This window comes from Pseudomonas sp. PA-7-1E (genome assembly GCF_021605325.1).
GTDB classification, from domain to species: Bacteria; Pseudomonadota; Gammaproteobacteria; order Pseudomonadales; family Pseudomonadaceae; genus Aquipseudomonas; species Aquipseudomonas fluorescens_BV.
Map to the genome: position 1 here is coordinate 1 of NZ_WKFA01000048.1, position 18,618 is coordinate 18,618.

Sequence of the window (18,618 nt, forward strand, 5' to 3'; positions counted from 1 at the left end):
ATCCACCTTGGCCGGGCTGGAAACCAGGGCGGTGAAATAACCGTCGAGTTCGGCCATGTTCAGCACCGAGTGGTCTTCGCCGTATTTGAGCAAGGTGGCGTCAATGAATTCGAAATCGGCGGGAGCGGGGGGTTGGGCGTGCATGGCATTTCCTTAAAACGTCGAGCGCCGCGCACAGCGCGGCTTAAAGCGCAGGGTATCCGGATTTAATGGTTGATGGGGCTCCTTCACCCCACCAACCTTATACCACCCTCAGATGGTTGATAGATCGACCCCGTAATTGAGTTCCTCTGCGAAATCCGACAGTCCGTAACAGATGGTTTTCTTGTAGAATGGAGAGACCTTCGCAGTTGAGGCCTTCTTCTTGTGCTTCGTGGTGTAGAGCATTCGTGCCCGCATCACCTCGAAGGAGTAACCACGCCCTTCACGGTTCTTGTCCTTGGCCAGTCGGTTGATGGATTCCGTGTAAGCATTGGTGACGGGCATATCCGTCTCGAAGTAGGTCATGATCTCTTCGCGCCAGTTGCCCACCGCTCTGACCAGATCGCTCCAGATTTCCTTCTGGCCTTTCGGGACGGTGGCTATCCACTCGTCCAGGGCGGCTTCTGCCTGGGAGCGCGTGATGGCATCCCAGATGCCGTAGAAGTGCTCCTTGTGCTCGTAGGCGGCCAGCAGTTGCGGGAATGCGCCTGTCCAGGTCTCCATGATCAGCCGCTCTCGGTCTGAGACTTCGTGAGCGCGTTTCAGCAGGATTTTCCGGTCTCCCTTGAGGGTTCGGCTCTGGGAGGGTTTCAGCTCCTTTCTTAGGCCCTTGCGCACCTTCTCCAAGGCATCATTGGCCATGCGCACCACATGGAATTTATCGACCACGATACGGGCCTGTGGTAGCACCGTCTTGACCGCCGTACGGTAGGGGTTCCACATGTCCATGCTGACGATCTCGACCTTCTGCCGGTCTTTCAGCTTCATCAGGTAGTTGGTCACCAAGTCCTGCCGGCGGGTGGTCAGCAGGTCGAGCAGGGTTCTCTCCTCGATGTTGGTCAGAATGCAGCGGTAGCGCTTGTTCAGGTACAGCTCGTCTATACCCAGAATGCGAGGCGTCTCGAATCGGTGCCAGCGCCCCAGGAACTCGGCGCGAGCGCTGAAGATGTCGCGTACCGTCTTCTCGTCCAGGCCAGTCTGCGCCGCCACGAAGGTGTAGGGGTGGTTGAAGGATTCTTTCTCCACGTACTCATGCAGCCGCCGCGTCATGCGGAAGCCGTCCACCATCTCCGGTAGCTGGGGCCTGAAGGAGGTCTTGCAGGCCCGGCAGGTGTACCGGCGACGAACCACCCAGAGGGTGACCCGCTTGCCGTGGATGGGCAAATCACGATAAGGAACATCACGCTTGCCGAACCGCACGATTTCACCCTGCACGCCACATTTCTCGCACGCGATGGGATCGGGTGCGTCCACCTGGAAGTGCATTTCGTCGTCTGTCGACTTGGAGTCCCTGACCTCATAATTTGAGAGGTTAATAAGGCCAGTAACGAGACCCATCATTAATAACCTCGATGTCAGGCGCTGGATAGTTTCATTAACACCAACCCTGAAACAATGAGGATCGCAGCAATGATTCTCGCTGCATTAACCGGTTCAGCCAAAAATGCGATTCCGACAAGAAAAGCGCCTACAGCTCCTATTCCCGTCCAGATTGTGTAGGCAGTTCCGAGTGGAATAGTTCGCATGGCGACTGCTAACAGCCAGAAGCTGGCCACCATTGTAGAAATCGTGATGATCGATGGTAAGAGCCGACTGAAGCCATGAGATTGCTTCATTGTGTAAGCCCACACAATCTCAAGGACACCGGCAACGAGAAGATATACCCAAGGCATTGACCCCTCCGAAATATAACGGGGCCAGGTCGTCCTGGTCATTACTTCCCAAGGTGGGGGAGGTCGTCCTCCTATAGATGGACTGATACTAACCCGCGAAGGGAGGCTGATCAACCATATTCTCCGGTGAGAAAGTGGGAATTACAGGCTGCCAGCAAAGGAGATATCAACCAGATATTCCGGTTACCCAAAAAAACAAGCCCGCTTGATAGCGGGCTTTTTCTTGGGCACCAAAAGGGGAAAGGGTCAGTGCGCGGCCGTCACCGGCTGGATCGGCTGGATGGCCAGTCGCAGGCCCATGACGCGCAGGATAGCGCTCAGGCTGCGCACCTCCGGGTTTCCCTTCTCTGACAACGTGCGGTAGAGCTGAGACGGATTCAGCTCGGCCGACTTGGCCACGCTGCGAACCCCGCCGAACGCCTCGGCCATCTGGCGAAGGGCAATCAGCAGCTCGGCTTGCTCGCCGTCTTCAAGGATGCTGTTCAGCAGCTCGACCGCGTAGGCCGGGTCGCTGCGGAACACTTCGGCCATGGCCGTGTCATGCGGTTTGTCTTTCATCGCTCAATCTCCTGTTCGTTCCTGCCAGTCGCGCCAGTACGCACAGGCGCGGTCAATGTCACTGTTCTGCTTTCGCTTGTCGCCACCACAAAGCAGCAGGACGACGGTCAAGCCAGCTTTGGCGTAATACACCCGATAGCCTGGCCCTACGTCTATGCGCAGCTCCCACACGCCTTCTCGCAGCGGCTTGTGATCGCCGAAGTTGCCCAGCTCCACACGCATGATGCGCCGGTCTATGGCGATGCGCGCCTTGGTGTCGCGTACCTGCTCGCGCCACTCTGCGAAGTGGTCGCGGCCATTGGGGTCGAGGTAGTGCCGAATGTTCTGCATAGGCACATTGTCGTTTATAAACGATAAAAGGTCAAGATGCAATTAGCACTAAACGGATAGTTTTTTATCCGCATATCGGCTCGGCTGTTGATCGCCTTTAGCATATTCCGCGTTGCGTCCGCGTGATTGTTACGTGCTGATGGCTTGCACGCTGTATGCGGATGGCGGATTATCCGCACAATGCTAAGATTTCAACGGTATGCGGATAGAATTACGTCCGCATGACAACGGATAGATTTCTATCAGTATGCGGATAAAATAGCAGCATCATATGCGGATTAAATGTATCAGCATATGAGGATAGAAAAATATCATCATGCGGATAGGTTTTCATCCGCCAATGTAGTGATAGAATACTGTCTGTATACGGATATATCGTAGCGGTATGCGGATAGCATATTATCCGCATATGCTGATAGATTTTCATCCGTCCAACCGTGAGGGGATCACCATGCAGTTTCGTGAGCAAGCGCGCAAAATCCAGTGCATTCGCACGGTCTACGACAAGAGCATTGGGCGTGGTCGGCAGGTGGTCGTGGCCACGCTGCCACGCTGGAGCACCGGCACGCCACCTGATGACGTAATGGCCAAGCTCACAGAAGGCGAACGCGAGCAACTGACAGACCTTCTCGCCAAGCGCAAAGCGGAATCAGAGGAATCGAACACGCGCTATACCGCCATGTCTGCCGATTCCTGGCTGGCCACGCTGGCCAAGGCAATCAGTGGTGGGCAGACGTTGAGGCCCGAGCAAGCCGACGCGATCTGGCAGGGAATGGGGGAGGTGGCTAAGGCGCTACGCAAAGCCGGTCATGCGAAGCCCAAGGCGGTCAAGAAGGCCAAACCAGAACCGGCACAGCCCGAGGTCATGCCCGAGGCCGTGGGACTGGCTGACTCAACCGGCGAACCGAAACCGGCCCAGCCCAAGAGAGTCAGGAAGCCCCGAGCACCAAAAGCACCGGCGGCCGAAGTCAATGCCAAGTAGGGTAGGGCGCGCCTGTGCGTGCGCCGTGGCTGTGTAGCCCTTCCTTTTGGTGCCAGATTTGGCGTAGCGACGGCCTCGAACGGGCCGGATAGGCAACTATGGGCAACCAAAGGAAACTTTAGGCAATTTCACGCAATTGCAGGGGTCGGCAGCGCGTGAAACCGTTTTACCGCCGCAACGAAATCGACGCGCAGCAGGTACATGGCTAAGTCAATCGCACCCCCGCCGCCTTGCTCGCTTCTGGTGTCAAACCACTTAGGCCCGGTGGCCAGCAGCTCAACCACGGCCCCGCCAAGCGATACATGTATGCGCACGGTGGCTTTGTCCTTCACCGGCTCAAAGGTCGCATCACGCTTCCAGTAGACCCCCAGCGCATCGAGGGCAGCCAGTACCGGCACCTCACGCAAGAAGGCTATCCGGGCATCATCAAAGCGTCGTGATCGCATTAGGTTCACTCCCCGTCAGTTGGTCGTTCTATCAATCCCTGCACAAGCCCAAAGCCTCCGCACCTTCGGTGCTGCGCGTCCCGTGGACAACGCGTTGCGTTGACGCACCGGACTTGCGGCTACTCGTGATATTTCATCACGGGGGCTACTCCCGGCTGCGCCGATCAAAAACGCGGGGGCTTCGCCATTAGTAATACGCACGGACTTGTCTCACTGTTTTTTCATCCTCGGCCGGGGCTTCGTCCTGCAATACGCATGGACTTGTCTCACTCTCTGCCGGGGTCGGTTTTCCTGCGCGATACCAGCTCGCCCGGCTCATTCCGAGGGCTTCCCAAGGCTTCTGGCGGCTCAATGACGCTTGTTCGTAGGTTTGCCGGTCAATGGCACCGGCAGCGCGCCTACGGCCTTCCTCGCGCGTCCTGTGACGTTCTGCGGCCTCGGCCTGGCTAACGATGGTCTTGAGCTGCTGCTGTTCCTCGGGCGTGATCCTGAACAGGTTGATAAGGGTGTCGTTCTTGGGCGTGTAAAGCGGCGTGTGTTCCTTGCCGCCAAAGCTGACTTTCTCCCCGGCCTCGTAGGCTTTGGCCTTGCTGAACAGGGTCATCAGCTCTTTGGAGCGGCTATTCCACTGCGGATCAAGCTCGCGGGCCAGTGCGGCCGCTTCGTGGTACATCTGCTTGCTGTTGGTTGCACCGGAAAGCAACAGGAAGTTCAACCGCCAGAACAGGTGTTGCATCCGCTGGCCTTCCACGACGCCGCCGCGCAGCTCGGCGAGCTTGCGCAGGTCTTCGAGGCGATCCCAAGCGAGCTGGCGGCCCGAGAAACCGCGCAGATTGTCGGCCTTGCCGCCGGGCACCAAAAGGAAAGGCTTTTTCGTGGCGCGCCGCTGGCTCTGTTCCTGCCGTTGCTGCTCGATAGTCCAGCGGGCAGTCGGTAGCAGTGCCTCGGCCATGTACTCGAAGTTGTATCGGATCGGCTGGCCATCAATGCCGTTCGTGACATGCACCACGCGGCAGACTTCGCCGCTCTTGCTGTTGACCGTCTCCACGGTGCGCAAGACCCGGCTTGCGTCCTTGGCCATCGGATCGGCCCCGATATGCGCGAGGCGATCCACTAGATACCGCTGGCAGGCGTTCCAGCGGGGCAGGGCCTGACGTGGAATCGTGCCCTCTAGCAGCCACTTGGCCTGTATCCCCCGGCCGCTGTAGATCAGCATGGACGGCGCGGGCACGCCTTCTTCGGCGCAAAAATACAACACCGAGGCGGCCAATTTTTCAGGGTCGCGGCCAGCCAGTGCGGGGATGCGGTAGGTGTCGAGGTCTGCGAATAACAGGCCCAGCCGGGAAAGGTTCACGACGCGCCGGTTGGGGCGCATGAACTCGGCCTGAGAAATCCATGTGTCGCGTGTCTTGTCCACCAGATTGAGAATGGTGGGCATGTCAGACAGGCGGTGCGAGGACTGGCGCTTTTCACCACGCACATCGACCAGCAGCGAGAAAAACCCGCTCCGGGTGCTGTCATGGTACGTCTGCGCCTCGTCCTGAGAACTGAACAGCGCAAGTTGTGAACTTGCCATAAGCTCCTGCCTTTCGGGCACACCACGGGGGCGTACCTCTTGTCAAAGGCAAAGCGAGCTACTAGAATGAACCTGAATTTACCCCGCCAAGGGCGTCTGTTCCGGTTCCCGTCGCCAAACGGTTCTGTAAGTCGCTCTGCTATCCGCCAAAGCCCCGTCGCCAAACGGGGCTTTTGCATTTCTGGTCATCCAACAGCCGGAGCCATCCGGTCGTTGGGTCGCTTACTTGCTCTGGCCAAGGTGCGCGGCACCCAGCCTTGAGCGTCGGTTTCCCACTGATAAATGCCGTGCTGAACAAGCACCGATCCGGCACCGTCCAGCGACGAAAAATAGCGCGGCCCGCCACGGTACTGCCCAAGGATGCGATCTTTCTTCGCTATGCGGAGCACCACGACCAACCCCTTGTCGGCCTTGCCGATAGTGGCGGCGTTGACGCCTCCAGCGGCGAGCACTTCCTTGAACGATACCGGGTCGATGACTGCATCAGAATCAAACGTAATCATGCCTCACCCCCTAGTGACTGTCCAGCATGGTTGGATTTTGCAAATCTCATTATTGCATAATAGCGCATTCGTCTACAGTGTGATGTGGCGAACGTTGCGCGTGGGGAAAGCTTCTTTTTGGTGCGATCTTTGATCGAGGCCGTAGACAAAAACCCTCCGGTTCGGGCAACCTTTTTGCTACCATACTGCGATTTCCTGCGCGTGTTGCAAGCCGTTTTTGCTACTGCAACCCGTTAAATTCACCATAGAAAGGGGAGGTGCCGAGCCGAAATGCCTAGACGACGCGACACCGATATACAACAAGAAACCGACGATAAACCAGTGGCGGCGGAACGCCTGATTTTTGCCAAAAACTTTAGGAAGGCACGCATCGCAGCGAAGCTAAGTCAACGAGACGTCAGGGATAAGACGGGGTTTGCGCAGTCATGGGTCAGCGAGATAGAGACAGGGAAAATGGCTATCACAATCGACAACATGGCCAAGCTGGCCCACTGTGTCGGCGTCCCTCTCTGGCAGCTTTTAGTCCCTTCGTAGCGCGCTCTTGCGCTGCAACAACAATCGTCCTGATTTTCAGACTAGACCCCGCAAATACGTGGGGTCTTTTCATTTCTAGCGTCATTCTCTCTTGTCCGGCTGATAGTCTTTAGACTATCATTATGGCGTTGGGCCTGATCGGCCTTAAGCTATCGCTGTAACCCAGCAAGGACGGAAGGAATGGACGAAAACAACCACGACAACAAGGCGTCAAGCCTTATGAGCAACCGGGTCGAGCACGACCGGCGCATTGCTGAAAAGCTGCGCCGCGAACTCGGCCCGCAGGTGTGCGAGCTGCTGGAAGACACCAAAGTAATCGAGATCATGCTGAACCCTGACGGCTCACTGTGGTGTGAGTGGCTGGGTCAGCCGATGGAGCGGATTGGGACAATGGCCAAGTCTCAAGCCGAGTCGCTGATGGGCACCGTGGCATCATCGCTGCGCACGCACATCACGGCACATAACCCGATCCTTGAGTGTGAGCTGCCGCTTGATGGCTCGCGCTTCGAGGCGCTGATTCCCCCCATTGTCAGCGGCCCCACCTTCACCATCCGCAAGAAGGCCAGCATTGTCTTTACGCTGGCCAACTACGTCGCGTCGGGCATCATGACCGAGGCGCAATGCGCCGCGATCAAGCTGGCCGTCATCGAGCGCCGTAACATCCTTGTGGTGGGCGGCACCGGCACCGGCAAGACAACGCTCACGAACGCCATCATTGCCGAGATTGATGCCGTTACCCCTGAGCATCGAATCGTCATCATCGAGGACACGCGGGAGTTGCAATGCAGCTCGCCGAACGTTGTCCCATTGCGGGCTGTCGATCACGTCGATATGACCCGCCTTCTCAAAGCAACCATGCGCCTGCGCCCTGACCGGATTTTGGTCGGGGAGGCCCGCGACGGGTCGGCGCTTGCGTTGCTCAAGGCTTGGAACACTGGCCACCCCGGCGGGGCGGCCACTGTTCACGCGAATTCGGCGAATGCTGGGCTGATCCGTATGGAACAGCTAGTGGCGGAAGCCACGGCAGCGCCGATGCAAGCGCTGATCGCTGAGGCGGTCGATTTGATCATTGCGATTGAAAAGACAGCCACGGGTCGGCGCATCAAGGAGGTCGTAACCGTTAGCGGACACGACGGAACCAACTACATCACCCAACCGATATAGGAAATCATCAAATGACTGCTAATGCTCTGTTCGCTTCGCCTGTGGCGTCGTCGGCCCCAACTCTTGCGTCGAAGGCGCGGGGGCTGCTGACAAGCCCTTACTTCTGGCTGATGACGGCCGTGGTTATTGCCCTTCTTTTTGGTGCCGAACCTGTGCACGCAGCGAACGCCACCGAAGGCGGCGGCTCTGGCCTGCCGTGGGAAGGCCCGATTGCAAAACTCGTCCAGTCGATCAGCGGCCCGGTGGCTTTCGGTATCGCTCTGCTCGGCATCATCGCGTGCGGCGCGACACTGATCTGGGGCGGTGAAATCTCCGAGTTCACCCGCCGCATCATCTACGTGATTCTCGTCGTCTGCATCATCGTTTTTGCCAAGAACCTGCTGACCGGCACCATGTTCTCGGGCGCTGTGATCCCGGCTAACGCTTCGATCACCGCTGACGACCTGGCTACCGTTCAAACGGGTGCAGGGGGTCGCTAATGCAAGCCGAGGAAGCGCGTCGATTGACGCCTTTCCACCGGGCACTGCACCGGCCGCAACAGGTGTGGGGAGGCGAGCGCGAGCTGATGCTGTTCTCCATGCTGGTTGCGGGCGGTTTGATCGTGTCGGCCATGAACTGGCCCGCCACGATCCTCGGTACGTGCATCTGGCTGGTTTGCGTCTATGGCCTTCGCAAGATGGCGAAGGCCGATCCCAACATGAGCAAGGTCTACGTTCGGCAGCTCAAGTACGGGAACTATTACGGGCCGTTCTCACGGCCCCATCGGGTGGCCAAGTCGCCACGCATTTACTGATAAGGAGCGGAATATGCTTGCGTTAGCACCCTTCCGTAGCAAGGCCGCTGGCTTGCCTGATCTGCTCAATTACGCCGCCCTGATTGATGAAGGCGTAGTGTTGGGCAAAGACGGCTCGCTGATGGCTGGTTTCTTCTTTCGTGGTGACGACGCAGCATCCGCCACCACGTCAGAACGCAACTACCTAACGGCGTTGGTCAATCAGTACCTGTCGCGCTTCGGCGCGGGCTGGTCTGTCTGGACTGACGCATCCCGCTTGGCATCGCCCGGCTATCCGGCCCCGGATGAATCGCATTTTCCTGAGCCGGTCACGGCCATGATTGACGCCGAGCGCCGTACCGCCTTTGAAAAGGATCACACGCTGTTCGAGAGCGAATATGCGTGCATTCTGTCTTTCCTGCCGCCGTCTCGCCGTGACTCGAAACTGAGCGAAATGGTCTATGACGATGACGGCATGGACGACACAAACCCGGCCGACCGTCTATTGCTGGATTTCAAGAAAAAGCTCGATGACCTGCACGACGGCCTCGGCGATCTGCTGCACATGCGCCGCATGGGCACCATCACTATCGGCGAAGGCGACGACGCCTACGAAAGTGACGAACTGGTCAACTACCTGCACTACACGCTGACAGATGACCCTATCGCCCTGCGCATTCCAGATTGCCCGATGTATCTGGATGCGTGGCTGGGCTATCCGGCGCTGTGGCCGGGCGACACACCGAAGGTGGGCAATAAGTTTGTGTCCTGCGTGGCTATCGAGGGCTTTCCGGGCAACTCATACCCCGGCATTCTCGACATGCTCGACAGCCTGCCGATGGCCTATCGCTGGTCGTCGCGGTTCATCTTCCTTGAACAGCACGAAGCGGTCGCGGCGCTCAACCGCTACCGCTTGAAGTGGCAACAGAAAATTCGCGGCTTCTGGTCGCAGGTGTTCAAGTCGCAGAAAGGCATGATTAACACTGACGCCCTGAAAATGGCGCAGGAATCCGAGATTGCCATCAACGATGCCGCCTCGGGCCTTGTCGCCTATGGCTACTACACGCCGGTCATTGTTCTGATGCACGAAGACCGCGCCTTTCTCGCTGAACAGTCACGCTACGTCAAACGCGAGCTTGAGCGGAAAGGGTTCGCGGCCCGCGTCGAATCAGTCAACGCGGTAGAGGCATGGCTAGGCACGCTGCCCGGCCACACGTTCCCGAACGTGCGTCGTCCTTTGGTGCATACCCTGAACCTCGCCGATCTGCTGCCGCTGGCCAGCCTGTGGCCCGGCCTGCGCGAATGCCCGTGTGATCTGTACCCGGCAAACTCGCCGCCGCTCATGCACACGGTCACGACCGGGGCGACACCGTTTCGCCTGAACCTTCACGTTGGTGACGTCGGGCACAGCCTTGTGTTCGGCCCCACCGGCGCCGGTAAGTCAACCCTGTTGGCCATGATGCACGCCCAGTTCCGCCGCTACCGCAGCCGCCGCCGTCGTGACGGCAGCCGCGTACCGGCGACGATTACGGCCTTTGACAAGGGCCGGTCGCTGTACGCGCTCTGCAAGGCCACCAAGGGGGTGCATTACGACATTGGCAACGATGAGTCGGACACGCCCGCCCTGACGCCGTTGGTGGACATTGACAGCGAATCGGAAGCCCTGTGGGCCGAGGAATGGATTGCCACTTGCTACGAGCTGCAAGCGAACGTCCCGCCAAGCCCGCAACAGAAGGCCGAGATTCACCGGGCCATGAACCTGTTGCGCGAGGCTCCCCGCGACTTCCGGTCGCTGACTAACTTCGTCTCGACCGTACAGGATCAGCATGTGCGTGATGCGCTGACGCACTACACGCTGTCCGGCTCAATGGGGCACCTGCTTGATGGCGTGGAAGACAAGCTGCAAACCAGCACCTACACGGTCTACGAAATTGACGACCTGATGAAGATGGGCAACACGAACGCCATCCCTGTGCTGCTGTACCTGTTCCGCCGTTTTGAGCGCTCGCTGACCGGGCAACCGGCCATGCTGTCGCTCGATGAAGCCTGGGTGATGCTGGGTCACCCGGTGTTCGCTCCGAAGATCCGCGAATGGCTCAAAGAGCTGCGTAAGAAAAACTGCCTCGTCATCATGGCCACGCAAAGCCTGTCCGACGCGGTGTCGTCCGGCCTGCTCGATGTGCTGCTTGAACAGTGCCCGACGAAAATCCTTCTGCCGAACAAAGAAGCACACCTGCATGGCACCAAAGAGACGCCCGGCCCGGCCGACCTCTACACCATGTTTGGCCTGAACGCGAAGGAAATCCAGATTCTCAAGCACGGCCGATACAAGCGCGAGTATTACTACAAGTCGCCCTTGGGTCGCCGCGTGTTCGAGCTGGGCTTAGGGCCTCTGGCTCTGGCCTTCGTTGCGGTATCCGACAAGGAAGACTTGGCGGAGGTGCGGCACCTGATCGCCGATCACGGCGATGACTGGCCGCTTTATTGGTTGGAACACAAAGGAGTCAACTATGAACAGTACGTTTCTCGTAAAGCTGCGTAACGGCGCTTTGTCGGCCGCCGTGACCGCCTCCCTCGTTGTCGGCGCGGGCTTCATCGCGACGCCGACCAAGGCTTATGCCATCTACTGCTCCAACTGCTCGACGTTCTATCAGCAGATGTTCGAGTACGCCGAACAGGTCAACACGGCCTTGAACACTGCCGAGCAACTGCAAACGCAGATTCAGCAGTACCAGAACATGGTCACGCAAGGCGTCGGCCTGCCTAACTCCATGTGGGGCAGCATCGCGGCCGACATGAAAGGGATCGTGAACATTTACCAGCGCTCGCAGGCGCTGGGACGCAATATTCAGAACCTCGATTCGCAGTTCAATACGCAGGTTCCGGGGTGGCAGCAGTACCTGAACGAAGTGGCCAACTCGGGCCAATATCCGGCCTCGCAGACGATGCCTGACCGTTACGAAAAGTGGTCGCAGCAAGGCCGCGATAACGTCAAGACGGCCATGGAATCCGCGAACATGAACACCAGCACTTTCGAGTCGGAAGACGCGCAGCTCAACCGCATGGTGGCCCGTTCGCAAAGTGCCGCAGGCCGGATGCAGGCGATTCAGGCGGGCAACGAAATCAACTCGCAGAACGTCCAGCAGTTGCAGAAGCTGCGCGATCTGGTGGCCACGCAAATCAACATGCAAGGCAACTACATGGCGCAGGAACAGAATCGCCGCGATCTGGACGATGCTCTGCGCACCCAGCGTCGAAGCGGTGAAATCCGACAAACCGGCACAAACAAGGGGTACTAAATGCTCAACATCAAAGTAGTCACACTGGTGCTGTTGCTGGCCGGTTCCGCCGTCGTTGGCGGGGCCGGTACAGCGGTCTACATCAACAGCGCGTCGGCGTCCGCTGATGCAATGGCGGTACTCAATTGCAAGCCTGAGTCTCAGCGTCCGCCTGAGACGTTCAAGCACGTTGATCCGGTCAATACTGGCCGCGACAAGGGGTACTAACTCATGGAACGGCGCGAGCAACGCTTTACGTTGTGGGTCGTGCTGCTGATGCTCGCGTCCTTTTTGGTGTCAACTGACGCGATAGCTGCAACGAACCTGCACGACCCGAGTGGTTCCTTTACCGGCCTTCTCGATCTGGTGAAAAACAGCGCATCGCAGTGGGACGGCAAGCTGAAAGGCTACGCCGAACGGCTGTTTTGGATGCTGGCCCTGATCCAGTTCATTTGGACGTTCATGCCGCTGGTGTTCAAGCAAGCCGACCTCGGCGAAATCGTCGGCGAGCTGCTGCGCTTCATCATGGTGATCGGCTTCTTTTGGGCGCTGTTGCAGTTCGCGTCCGAGTGGGCCGAGGCGGTGGTGAACAGCTTCCGACAAGCTGGCGCATCGGCGGCCGGGCTGGGGGATACCGCGATTCGTCCGGGTGATATTTTCGGTACCGCGATTGAGCTGGCCAACACCATTGGCGACGTGGAGACGTGGAACCCGCTCACGGCGTTTATGGTGGCTCTGGCTGGTGTGTTGGTTCTGCTGTGCTTCGCCTTCATCGCGGCGTTCATGGGCCTGACCATCATCGAGTCCTATGTGGTCATCAATGCGTCGGTGCTGTTTATGGGCTTTGGGGCCTCGCAGTGGACGCGGGAATACGCGATGGCCATCGTGCGCTATGCCGTTTCCGTTGGTGCCAAGCTGTTCATTCTGACGCTGATCGTCGGCCTGATTACCGACTCGGCGAAGCAATGGCAGGCGGCGTACAACCACGATGACGCGAGCATGTGGACGATGATCGGTCTGGCCTTTGCGTGTGCGTACTTCGCTAAGACCATCCCCGAGCTGGTCGCGGGCATGATTAGCGGCTCGTCGATGGGTGGCGGCTCTAGCGTTGGCGGCATGGCCGCGGCTGGTGCGGCCGGTGCAGCGGCGGCAATCGCCACTATCGCCACCGCCGGGGCCGCAGCTCCGGCACTGGCGGCCGCAGCCGGTAGTGGCGGCGCGGGCGCGGCAGGCGCAGCCGGGGCGGCAGGTGCTGCCAGCGGCGCAACTGGTGGCCTTGCTGGTGCGCTTAATTCCAGCTTTGCCGGTGCATCCAGTAGCGGTGCGGGTGCGGCGTCGTCTATGGGCGGTGCGGCCTCGTCGGGGGTTGGTGCAAGTACCGGCGGCAGCGCGGCCGCCAAGAGCGCAGGCGCGAAGGTGGGCGGCAGTGCGTCGTCGCCTGCCTCGTCCGCGTCTGCCCCGGCGTCTTCACCGAGTAGCGGTGTGCAGCAGGCCGCGAAGCAGGCCAGCAAGGTCGGACAGGGCGATGACGACAAGTCACAGCCTGCGCCTGGCTCTGCAAGCCCGCAGTCGGGATCGGCATCGAGCGGCGACAGTGGTTCGTCCAGCTCGGCCCCGTCCAGCGCAGCCCCTGCCAGTTCGGAACAAGCGAGCGGTCAGGGTGGTGACAGCAGCGACAGCGGCGGCAAAGGCGTGTCAGGCCGTCAAATCGCCGAAGGCGTGACGCGGGCCGCTGGCCTCATGTCGGCTATCGCAGTGCCGGGCATGGAAAGCGCGGCCGGTCTGTCCCTCGGTTCTGGCCAGCCACAACCGACGCCGGGCAATGGCGGTGATGACGCTCCGTCAATGGCCCCCAGCTCGGCCAACGAACCGCAAAACGTGATCCGTCCAGCGGACGCCACGCCGCCGAGCGACGGCGGTACAAAACCCGGCACCAAAGGGGAGGATTAATCCATGAGCGCGCTTTTTGCCGTCGCAATGTTTGTGGGCATGTTCCTCGCAGGGATCGGCTTTTGGGCACTTGGCCAGTGGCTTCGCCGCCGTGGCTATGGTGATCGGTTAGACAAGATCGACGCCAAAGTGTCGAAAGGTCAGCGAGTGACTGCCCGTGTACTCGGCCCGCTGAGTGGTGGCTTTGTCGGCGTGGCTCGCTCACTGAGCCGCGTCCCATTCCTTGGCAGCAAGCGTTCCCGCGAAATGTGGGACGACCTAGAAGAATCTGAGCGCCTGCGCCGCAAAGACCGCTCTTAACCCCAAAAAAAGACCCTCCTAGCGCTTGCTAGGGGGGCTTACTTTGGCCAATAATATCGTTTAAAGACTATCAAGCGGACGGACGAAACTATGAAATTTCAACGCAAGAAGGACGACAAGGGGGCCACGCCGAAGGCGTCAGGTGTCGTGCCGAGCACTCCCTACCTCAACGCACGACGGGAATGGAACGAACGCTATGGCGATGTGGTGAAGAACGCCAATAGCTGGCGTCTCGCTACGCTGGTAATTGGCGTCGTTTCCGCTCTTTCCATCAGCATGAACTTCTATCAGGTGGCCACGGAAAAGATCGCGGTCTATTACGTGAACCTGACCGAAGCCGGGGCGATCAGCTCGATTTTCCGCGCTGACCAAGCCAACAAAACGCCTGAGTCCCAGCAGATTCGCCGCGCCTTGCAGGATTGGGTGATTGGTGCGCGCACGGTGTTTGCGGACTACAAGGCGACCAAGAAGGCGGTCGATTACACCTACGCGATGACGTTGCCAGACAGCGCGGCTTTCACCGAGCTGGCCAACTATCACCGCGCCAATGACCCCTACAAGCGCGCTGCCGAGGAAACGGTAGAAGTCTCCGTGCAGACGCCGGTGAACATGGCCGGGGATACGTGGTTGGTCGAGTGGACGGAAACCCGTCACAACCGCGTTTCCGGCAAGGTGATTGGCCAGCCGATCACCTACCAACTGACGGCCAACATTCTGTTGGCTCAACCTGCAACCGAACAGCAGCTAATGGCGAACCCTACGGGCCTCTACGTCCGCAGCTTCTCTTGGCCCGTTCGTACTAACTGACCTGACTGGTGACCCTTATGAAAAAGAACCAATGGATTGCGGGCCTTGCGGTTGCCGCGTTTGCTGTTCCTGTGTTTGCTCAAGACGTGCCCGCGCTGGCTGCCAGTCCGCAGGGCGAGGCACTGCCGCCCATTCCGATGTTTGCCCCGGATAGCGTCAAACTGAGCGCCAAAGAGGCCGAAGGTGTGCGGCTGGCCAACCAGTGGAAGGCCAACCCTGACAAGCCGATTCGCGGCGCTGACGGTAGCGTGAAATACCTTTTTGGTGCCACCCAACCGACGTTGGTATGTGCCCCGCTGGAGCCGTGCAATATCGTCCTGCAGGCGGGTGAAGTGGTGAACGGTGTCCACGTCGGTGACAAGCCTCGTTGGAAGATCACCCCCGACACCATGGGCGCAGGCGAAACCGAGGCGACCGTGTTGGTCGTCAAGCCGGTGGACGTAGGCCTGACCACAAGCCTGACCGTCACCACTGACCGGCGGCTGTATTCGATCAAACTGGTGAGCAAGGCAAAAGACTGGATTCCGGTCTTGTCGTTCGACTATCCAGACGACATGGAACGTGCATGGGCGTCCTACCGTGAGCGTCACGCCAAGCAGACCTACAGCAACACCATGCCGACCGGCCAAAACCTCGCTAACCTCGATTTCAGTTTCAAGGTCGGCGGCGATAACCCGAGCTGGAAGCCTGTACGTGTCTACAGCGACGGTTCCAAGACCTACATTCAGTTCCCGTCCGCCAACTTCGGCGGCGAGGCTCCGGCGCTTGTGGCGAAGGGTGAGGGCGGTTGGTTCTCGAAAGCACCAACCAAGCTAATCAACTATCGCCCGATCGGCGATCGCTACGTGGTCGATAAGGTCATCGACAAGGCGTCCTTGATCGTCGGTGTGGGCAGTGACCAGACCGAAGTCACCATTACCCGGACGGGGGGCAAATAAGATGGCGCGCTTTCAACTGATGGCCACACTGGCGGCCGCGCTGCTCCTGAGCGCCTGCGCTACCACACGGCCGAGCATGTCCTACGTCGAACCATCCGTGTCGGCGACTGACTCACAGACCCTTTCACGCGAGGCTGTGGCCTTCTTGGCCGATGCTCTGCCGCCTGCGCGCACTACGCTTGTGCTCGATCCTCCGGCCGCGAAGGATCACGACCACCTGACAGCGGCCCTGATTCCTGCACTGCGTGCGCGTGGCTATGGCGTGACGCTGACAGACCCCAAGACCGGCATCCCGGCCGGGCAGGGGATTGCGTTGCGCTACCTTGCATCGCCGCTCGACAGCGGCGTGCTGATGCGTTTGCAGTATCAAGGCACTGAGGCGAGCCGCTACTACCCTCGCGGCTCCAATGGCCTGCTTTTGCCGGGCGCACCGTTCACGGTTCGAGGGGGCCAGTAATGAGCACAAACGACAAAGATAACGATCAAGACAACGATCTGCCGTTGGATGATGCGCAGCACCACAACGACCAGAACAAAGCCCGCAAAGACCCGCCAGTTGACGACGTTGCGGACGATGACCCGGACATGCAGCCGGACGCGCCGTCGCCCGATTTTCTGGCGGCACCAAAAAGGGGGAAGGGTGTTCGACGCCTCAACCGTCTGCCGCTCGCCATCGTCGGCGGCGTTGTCGTCCTGGCTGTGGTTGGCGTGACCTATACGATGTACGACCGCCAACAGCAGCAGATGGCGGCCGCCACTGGTGCAGGCCAGACGCGCACCGTTGGCGGCGTGGCCACGTCTCCCGTGCAGCCGGGGCCAAACGCTGACGGCCCTCCGGCAGCGCCGGAAATGCCGACCGAGACGGCGCAGACCGGAAACGGTCAGCAGCAAGGTAACGCGCCTGTTGACAGTGGCGGCCAGCAGCAGAACGGCGGCAACGGGCAACCGCAGATTTCGCAAGCGATGCAGGATCGGTTGCAGAAAATCAAGCAGGTTGAAGACCGGCGCTTTTCGCTGGCCATGCAGTCGCTCGATGCCGACTCGGCGGTTGAGATGGGGAGCCGACAGAACCGCAACGGTAATGCCAATGGCGCACCGGCTGCGCCCGGTATGCAGCCCGTGGCAGGCCAAGCACGCCTCAACACGGACGAACTCATGAACCGCTACATGGCGGCCAATGGTCGTGCCGGCGGAATGGGTGGCGGCGGACTGGACGGATTCGGCGGCGGAATGGGTGGCATGGGTGGCAACAGCATGGCGGCCGAGAACCAGCAGGATCGCAAGGCCGCGTTCCTAGCGAACACGCCCGAGGCTGAGGTTTATTTGGCCCGTCAACGCAAAGCGGCCGTTGCTCCTTCGCAGGAAATCAAAGCCGGTTGGGTGATCCCCGGCGTGATGATTTCCGGCATCAACTCCGACTTGCCGGGCCAGATCATCGGGCAGGTGCGCGAACCTGTGTACGACAGCGCAACCGGCACGCAATGCCTGATCCCGCCGGGTTCCCGCGTCGTCGGCACCTACGACAGCGGCGTGACGCTCGGCCAGACCCGAGCGCTCGCGGTGTGGCGTCGGATCATCTACCCGGACGGCTCGTCAATCTCGATTGACAACATGCCGGGCACCGACATGGGCGGCTACGCTGGGTTCAACGATAAGGTCGATAACCACTACGTTCGCATCTTCGGCAGTGGCTTGCTGTTGTCGGTCTTCTCGGCCGGTATCCAGCTCTCGCAGCCGCAGGCGAGCAATGGCGAGAACTACAGCAGCTCGCAAATCATCGCCGGTTCGTTGGGTCAGCAGATGGGCCAAATTGGTATGCAGATGGCGCAGAAGAACATGAATATTCAGCCGACGCTCGAAATCCGTCCGGGTTACGAGTTCAACATTATGGTGACTAAGGACATTATCCTGCCGACGTGGGAAGGTCACCCGATGGCCGGAAACAACGGCAAAGGCTGCAACTGAGGGGCGGCCGTTCGCGGCCGCTTTTATGACTTGAAGGAGTAAATCGTATGGCGAACAACCAAGCCCCAAACTCACTAAACCCGACCGGGCCAATCACCAAGATGCAGCCCGAGGGATCGCGCAAGGTGTGCGTCCTCAATGGCAGCCGCCAGATTGACCAAGTGGTGCAAGGTAGTTGGATGACCGTCAAGGTGCTGCCGGAGAACGGTTTGCCCAAGGGTATCTACCAGCTCGCCGAGGCCAGCAAGGGCAGCAGCGGCAAAGACGCCTCATTCACCGGGCAGGTGCTGTTTAGCGACAGCAAGGCGGTCTACCAGCTTTCCGGTAAGGGTGTGGTCGAACACCCGCGCTCTGCCTTCGCCGAGCTGGAAGCCAAGGGCGAAAAGATCGTAGACGGTCGCAGCTATACCGTTGCCTATGCCGGTGGCAAGGGCGTGGCCAGCAACGCGCAGACAGCGAATGTCGCGCAACAGCAGCGCAGTGCCTCCAAAGGCAACGGCGCATCCCTGTAAGCGTCACACGGCCGCCCTGGGGGTGGCCTTTTTTGCCCGGCTTAGGAGACAAGGCCATGCAGGACAAAGGAAACACACGCAGCGACAAATTCGAGGAATTTTATCGGGGGGCGGTCGATGCCGCCAATT

The 18,618-nt window shown here is 59.6% G+C and carries 22 protein-coding genes and 1 pseudogene; 15 read left to right on the plus strand and 8 right to left on the minus strand.

The window, feature by feature from the left end; all coding sequences use genetic code 11:
• The 5 genes and pseudogenes from GIW79_RS22840 to GIW79_RS22860 all read right to left on the minus strand — a co-directional run.
• Positions 1–144: pseudogene (locus GIW79_RS22840) on the minus strand (YecA family protein); the annotation flags it as partial.
• A 108-nt stretch (positions 145–252) separates the two neighbouring features.
• Complete coding sequence (locus GIW79_RS22845; RefSeq protein WP_023343400.1) at positions 253–1,542, minus strand: ISL3 family transposase; 1,290 nt, start codon at positions 1,540–1,542, stop codon at positions 253–255.
• A 14-nt stretch (positions 1,543–1,556) separates the two neighbouring features.
• A complete protein-coding gene (locus GIW79_RS22850; protein WP_032429244.1) occupies positions 1,557–1,874 on the minus strand; it encodes a DMT family transporter in 318 nt (105 codons plus the stop codon).
• 246 nt (positions 1,875–2,120) lie between these two features.
• The gene (locus GIW79_RS22855) at positions 2,121–2,432 is read right to left on the minus strand and encodes a helix-turn-helix domain-containing transcriptional regulator (protein WP_203053306.1); all 312 of its coding nucleotides are present in this window, start codon (positions 2,430–2,432) and stop codon (positions 2,121–2,123) included.
• Positions 2,433–2,435: 3 nt separating this feature from the next.
• Positions 2,436–2,762, minus strand: a complete 327-nt coding sequence (locus GIW79_RS22860; protein ID WP_203053303.1) for a type II toxin-antitoxin system RelE/ParE family toxin — start codon at positions 2,760–2,762, stop codon at positions 2,436–2,438.
• Between the two features lie 451 nt (positions 2,763–3,213).
• Here GIW79_RS22860 and GIW79_RS22865 point away from each other — a divergent pair, with 451 nt between their 5' ends.
• Positions 3,214–3,744, plus strand: coding sequence for a hypothetical protein (locus tag GIW79_RS22865; protein WP_203053300.1), 531 nt, complete (start codon positions 3,214–3,216; stop codon positions 3,742–3,744).
• 128 nt (positions 3,745–3,872) lie between these two features.
• On the opposite strand, the gene GIW79_RS22870 is transcribed toward GIW79_RS22865, so the two are convergent.
• The 3 genes from GIW79_RS22870 to parC all read right to left on the minus strand — a co-directional run bounded on the left by GIW79_RS22870 (position 3,873) and on the right by parC (position 6,269).
• Complete coding sequence (locus GIW79_RS22870) at positions 3,873–4,190, minus strand: hypothetical protein (RefSeq protein WP_203053297.1); 318 nt, start codon at positions 4,188–4,190, stop codon at positions 3,873–3,875.
• 187 nt (positions 4,191–4,377) lie between these two features.
• Positions 4,378–5,766 (minus strand): replication protein, encoded by a 1,389-nt coding sequence (locus GIW79_RS22875; RefSeq protein ID WP_203053294.1) that lies wholly within the window; start codon positions 5,764–5,766, stop codon positions 4,378–4,380.
• A 185-nt stretch (positions 5,767–5,951) separates the two neighbouring features.
• On the minus strand, positions 5,952–6,269 hold the full coding sequence (gene parC / locus GIW79_RS22880; protein ID WP_203053291.1) for a ParC family partition-associated protein: 318 nt from the start codon (positions 6,267–6,269) through the stop codon (positions 5,952–5,954).
• Positions 6,270–6,539: 270 nt separating this feature from the next.
• On the opposite strand from parC, the gene GIW79_RS22885 reads away from it, so the two are divergent.
• The 14 genes from GIW79_RS22885 to GIW79_RS22950 all read left to right on the plus strand — a co-directional run bounded on the left by GIW79_RS22885 (position 6,540) and on the right by GIW79_RS22950 (position 18,489).
• Positions 6,540–6,803 carry a helix-turn-helix domain-containing protein gene (locus GIW79_RS22885; RefSeq protein WP_203053287.1) on the plus strand — a complete coding sequence of 88 codons (264 nt, stop codon included), beginning with the start codon at positions 6,540–6,542 and terminating at the stop codon, positions 6,801–6,803.
• 180 nt (positions 6,804–6,983) lie between these two features.
• Positions 6,984–7,967, plus strand: coding sequence for a P-type conjugative transfer ATPase TrbB (gene trbB, locus GIW79_RS22890; protein ID WP_203053284.1), 984 nt, complete (start codon positions 6,984–6,986; stop codon positions 7,965–7,967).
• Positions 7,968–7,978: 11 nt separating this feature from the next.
• Entirely contained in the window at positions 7,979–8,446 is a 468-nt protein-coding gene (locus GIW79_RS22895) for a TrbC/VirB2 family protein (protein ID WP_236454561.1), read from the plus strand.
• A 23-nt stretch (positions 8,447–8,469) separates the two neighbouring features.
• On the plus strand, positions 8,470–8,760 hold the full coding sequence (locus GIW79_RS22900; RefSeq protein ID WP_236454564.1) for a conjugal transfer protein TrbD: 291 nt from the start codon (positions 8,470–8,472) through the stop codon (positions 8,758–8,760).
• Between the two features lie 13 nt (positions 8,761–8,773).
• Positions 8,774–11,281 (plus strand): TraG/VirB4 family ATPase, encoded by a 2,508-nt coding sequence (locus GIW79_RS22905; protein ID WP_203053278.1) that lies wholly within the window; start codon positions 8,774–8,776, stop codon positions 11,279–11,281.
• On the plus strand, positions 11,250–12,038 hold the full coding sequence (gene trbJ / locus GIW79_RS22910; RefSeq protein WP_203053275.1) for a P-type conjugative transfer protein TrbJ: 789 nt from the start codon (positions 11,250–11,252) through the stop codon (positions 12,036–12,038). Before GIW79_RS22905 ends, trbJ begins: the two co-directional genes overlap by 32 nt.
• Positions 12,039–12,245 (plus strand): hypothetical protein, encoded by a 207-nt coding sequence (locus tag GIW79_RS22915; protein ID WP_203053272.1) that lies wholly within the window; start codon positions 12,039–12,041, stop codon positions 12,243–12,245. It begins immediately after the preceding gene.
• 3 nt (positions 12,246–12,248) lie between these two features.
• The gene (gene trbL / locus GIW79_RS22920) at positions 12,249–13,967 is read left to right on the plus strand and encodes a P-type conjugative transfer protein TrbL (RefSeq protein ID WP_203053269.1); all 1,719 of its coding nucleotides are present in this window, start codon (positions 12,249–12,251) and stop codon (positions 13,965–13,967) included.
• A 3-nt stretch (positions 13,968–13,970) separates the two neighbouring features.
• The gene (locus GIW79_RS22925) at positions 13,971–14,267 is read left to right on the plus strand and encodes a hypothetical protein (protein WP_203053266.1); all 297 of its coding nucleotides are present in this window, start codon (positions 13,971–13,973) and stop codon (positions 14,265–14,267) included.
• Between the two features lie 90 nt (positions 14,268–14,357).
• Positions 14,358–15,074, plus strand: a complete 717-nt coding sequence (locus GIW79_RS22930; protein ID WP_203053263.1) for a type IV secretion system protein — start codon at positions 14,358–14,360, stop codon at positions 15,072–15,074.
• Between the two features lie 17 nt (positions 15,075–15,091).
• On the plus strand, positions 15,092–16,012 hold the full coding sequence (trbG, locus tag GIW79_RS22935) for a P-type conjugative transfer protein TrbG (RefSeq protein ID WP_203053260.1): 921 nt from the start codon (positions 15,092–15,094) through the stop codon (positions 16,010–16,012).
• A 1-nt stretch (position 16,013) separates the two neighbouring features.
• The gene (locus tag GIW79_RS22940) at positions 16,014–16,469 is read left to right on the plus strand and encodes a conjugal transfer protein TrbH (RefSeq protein WP_203053244.1); all 456 of its coding nucleotides are present in this window, start codon (positions 16,014–16,016) and stop codon (positions 16,467–16,469) included.
• Positions 16,469–17,977, plus strand: a complete 1,509-nt coding sequence (locus tag GIW79_RS22945; protein WP_203053241.1) for a TrbI/VirB10 family protein — start codon at positions 16,469–16,471, stop codon at positions 17,975–17,977. Before GIW79_RS22940 ends, GIW79_RS22945 begins: the two co-directional genes overlap by 1 nt.
• 47 nt (positions 17,978–18,024) lie before the next feature.
• Positions 18,025–18,489: a KfrB domain-containing protein gene (locus GIW79_RS22950; protein ID WP_203053238.1), complete on the plus strand. Its 465-nt coding sequence runs from the start codon at positions 18,025–18,027 to the stop codon at positions 18,487–18,489.
• Positions 18,490–18,618 lie beyond the last annotated feature (129 nt).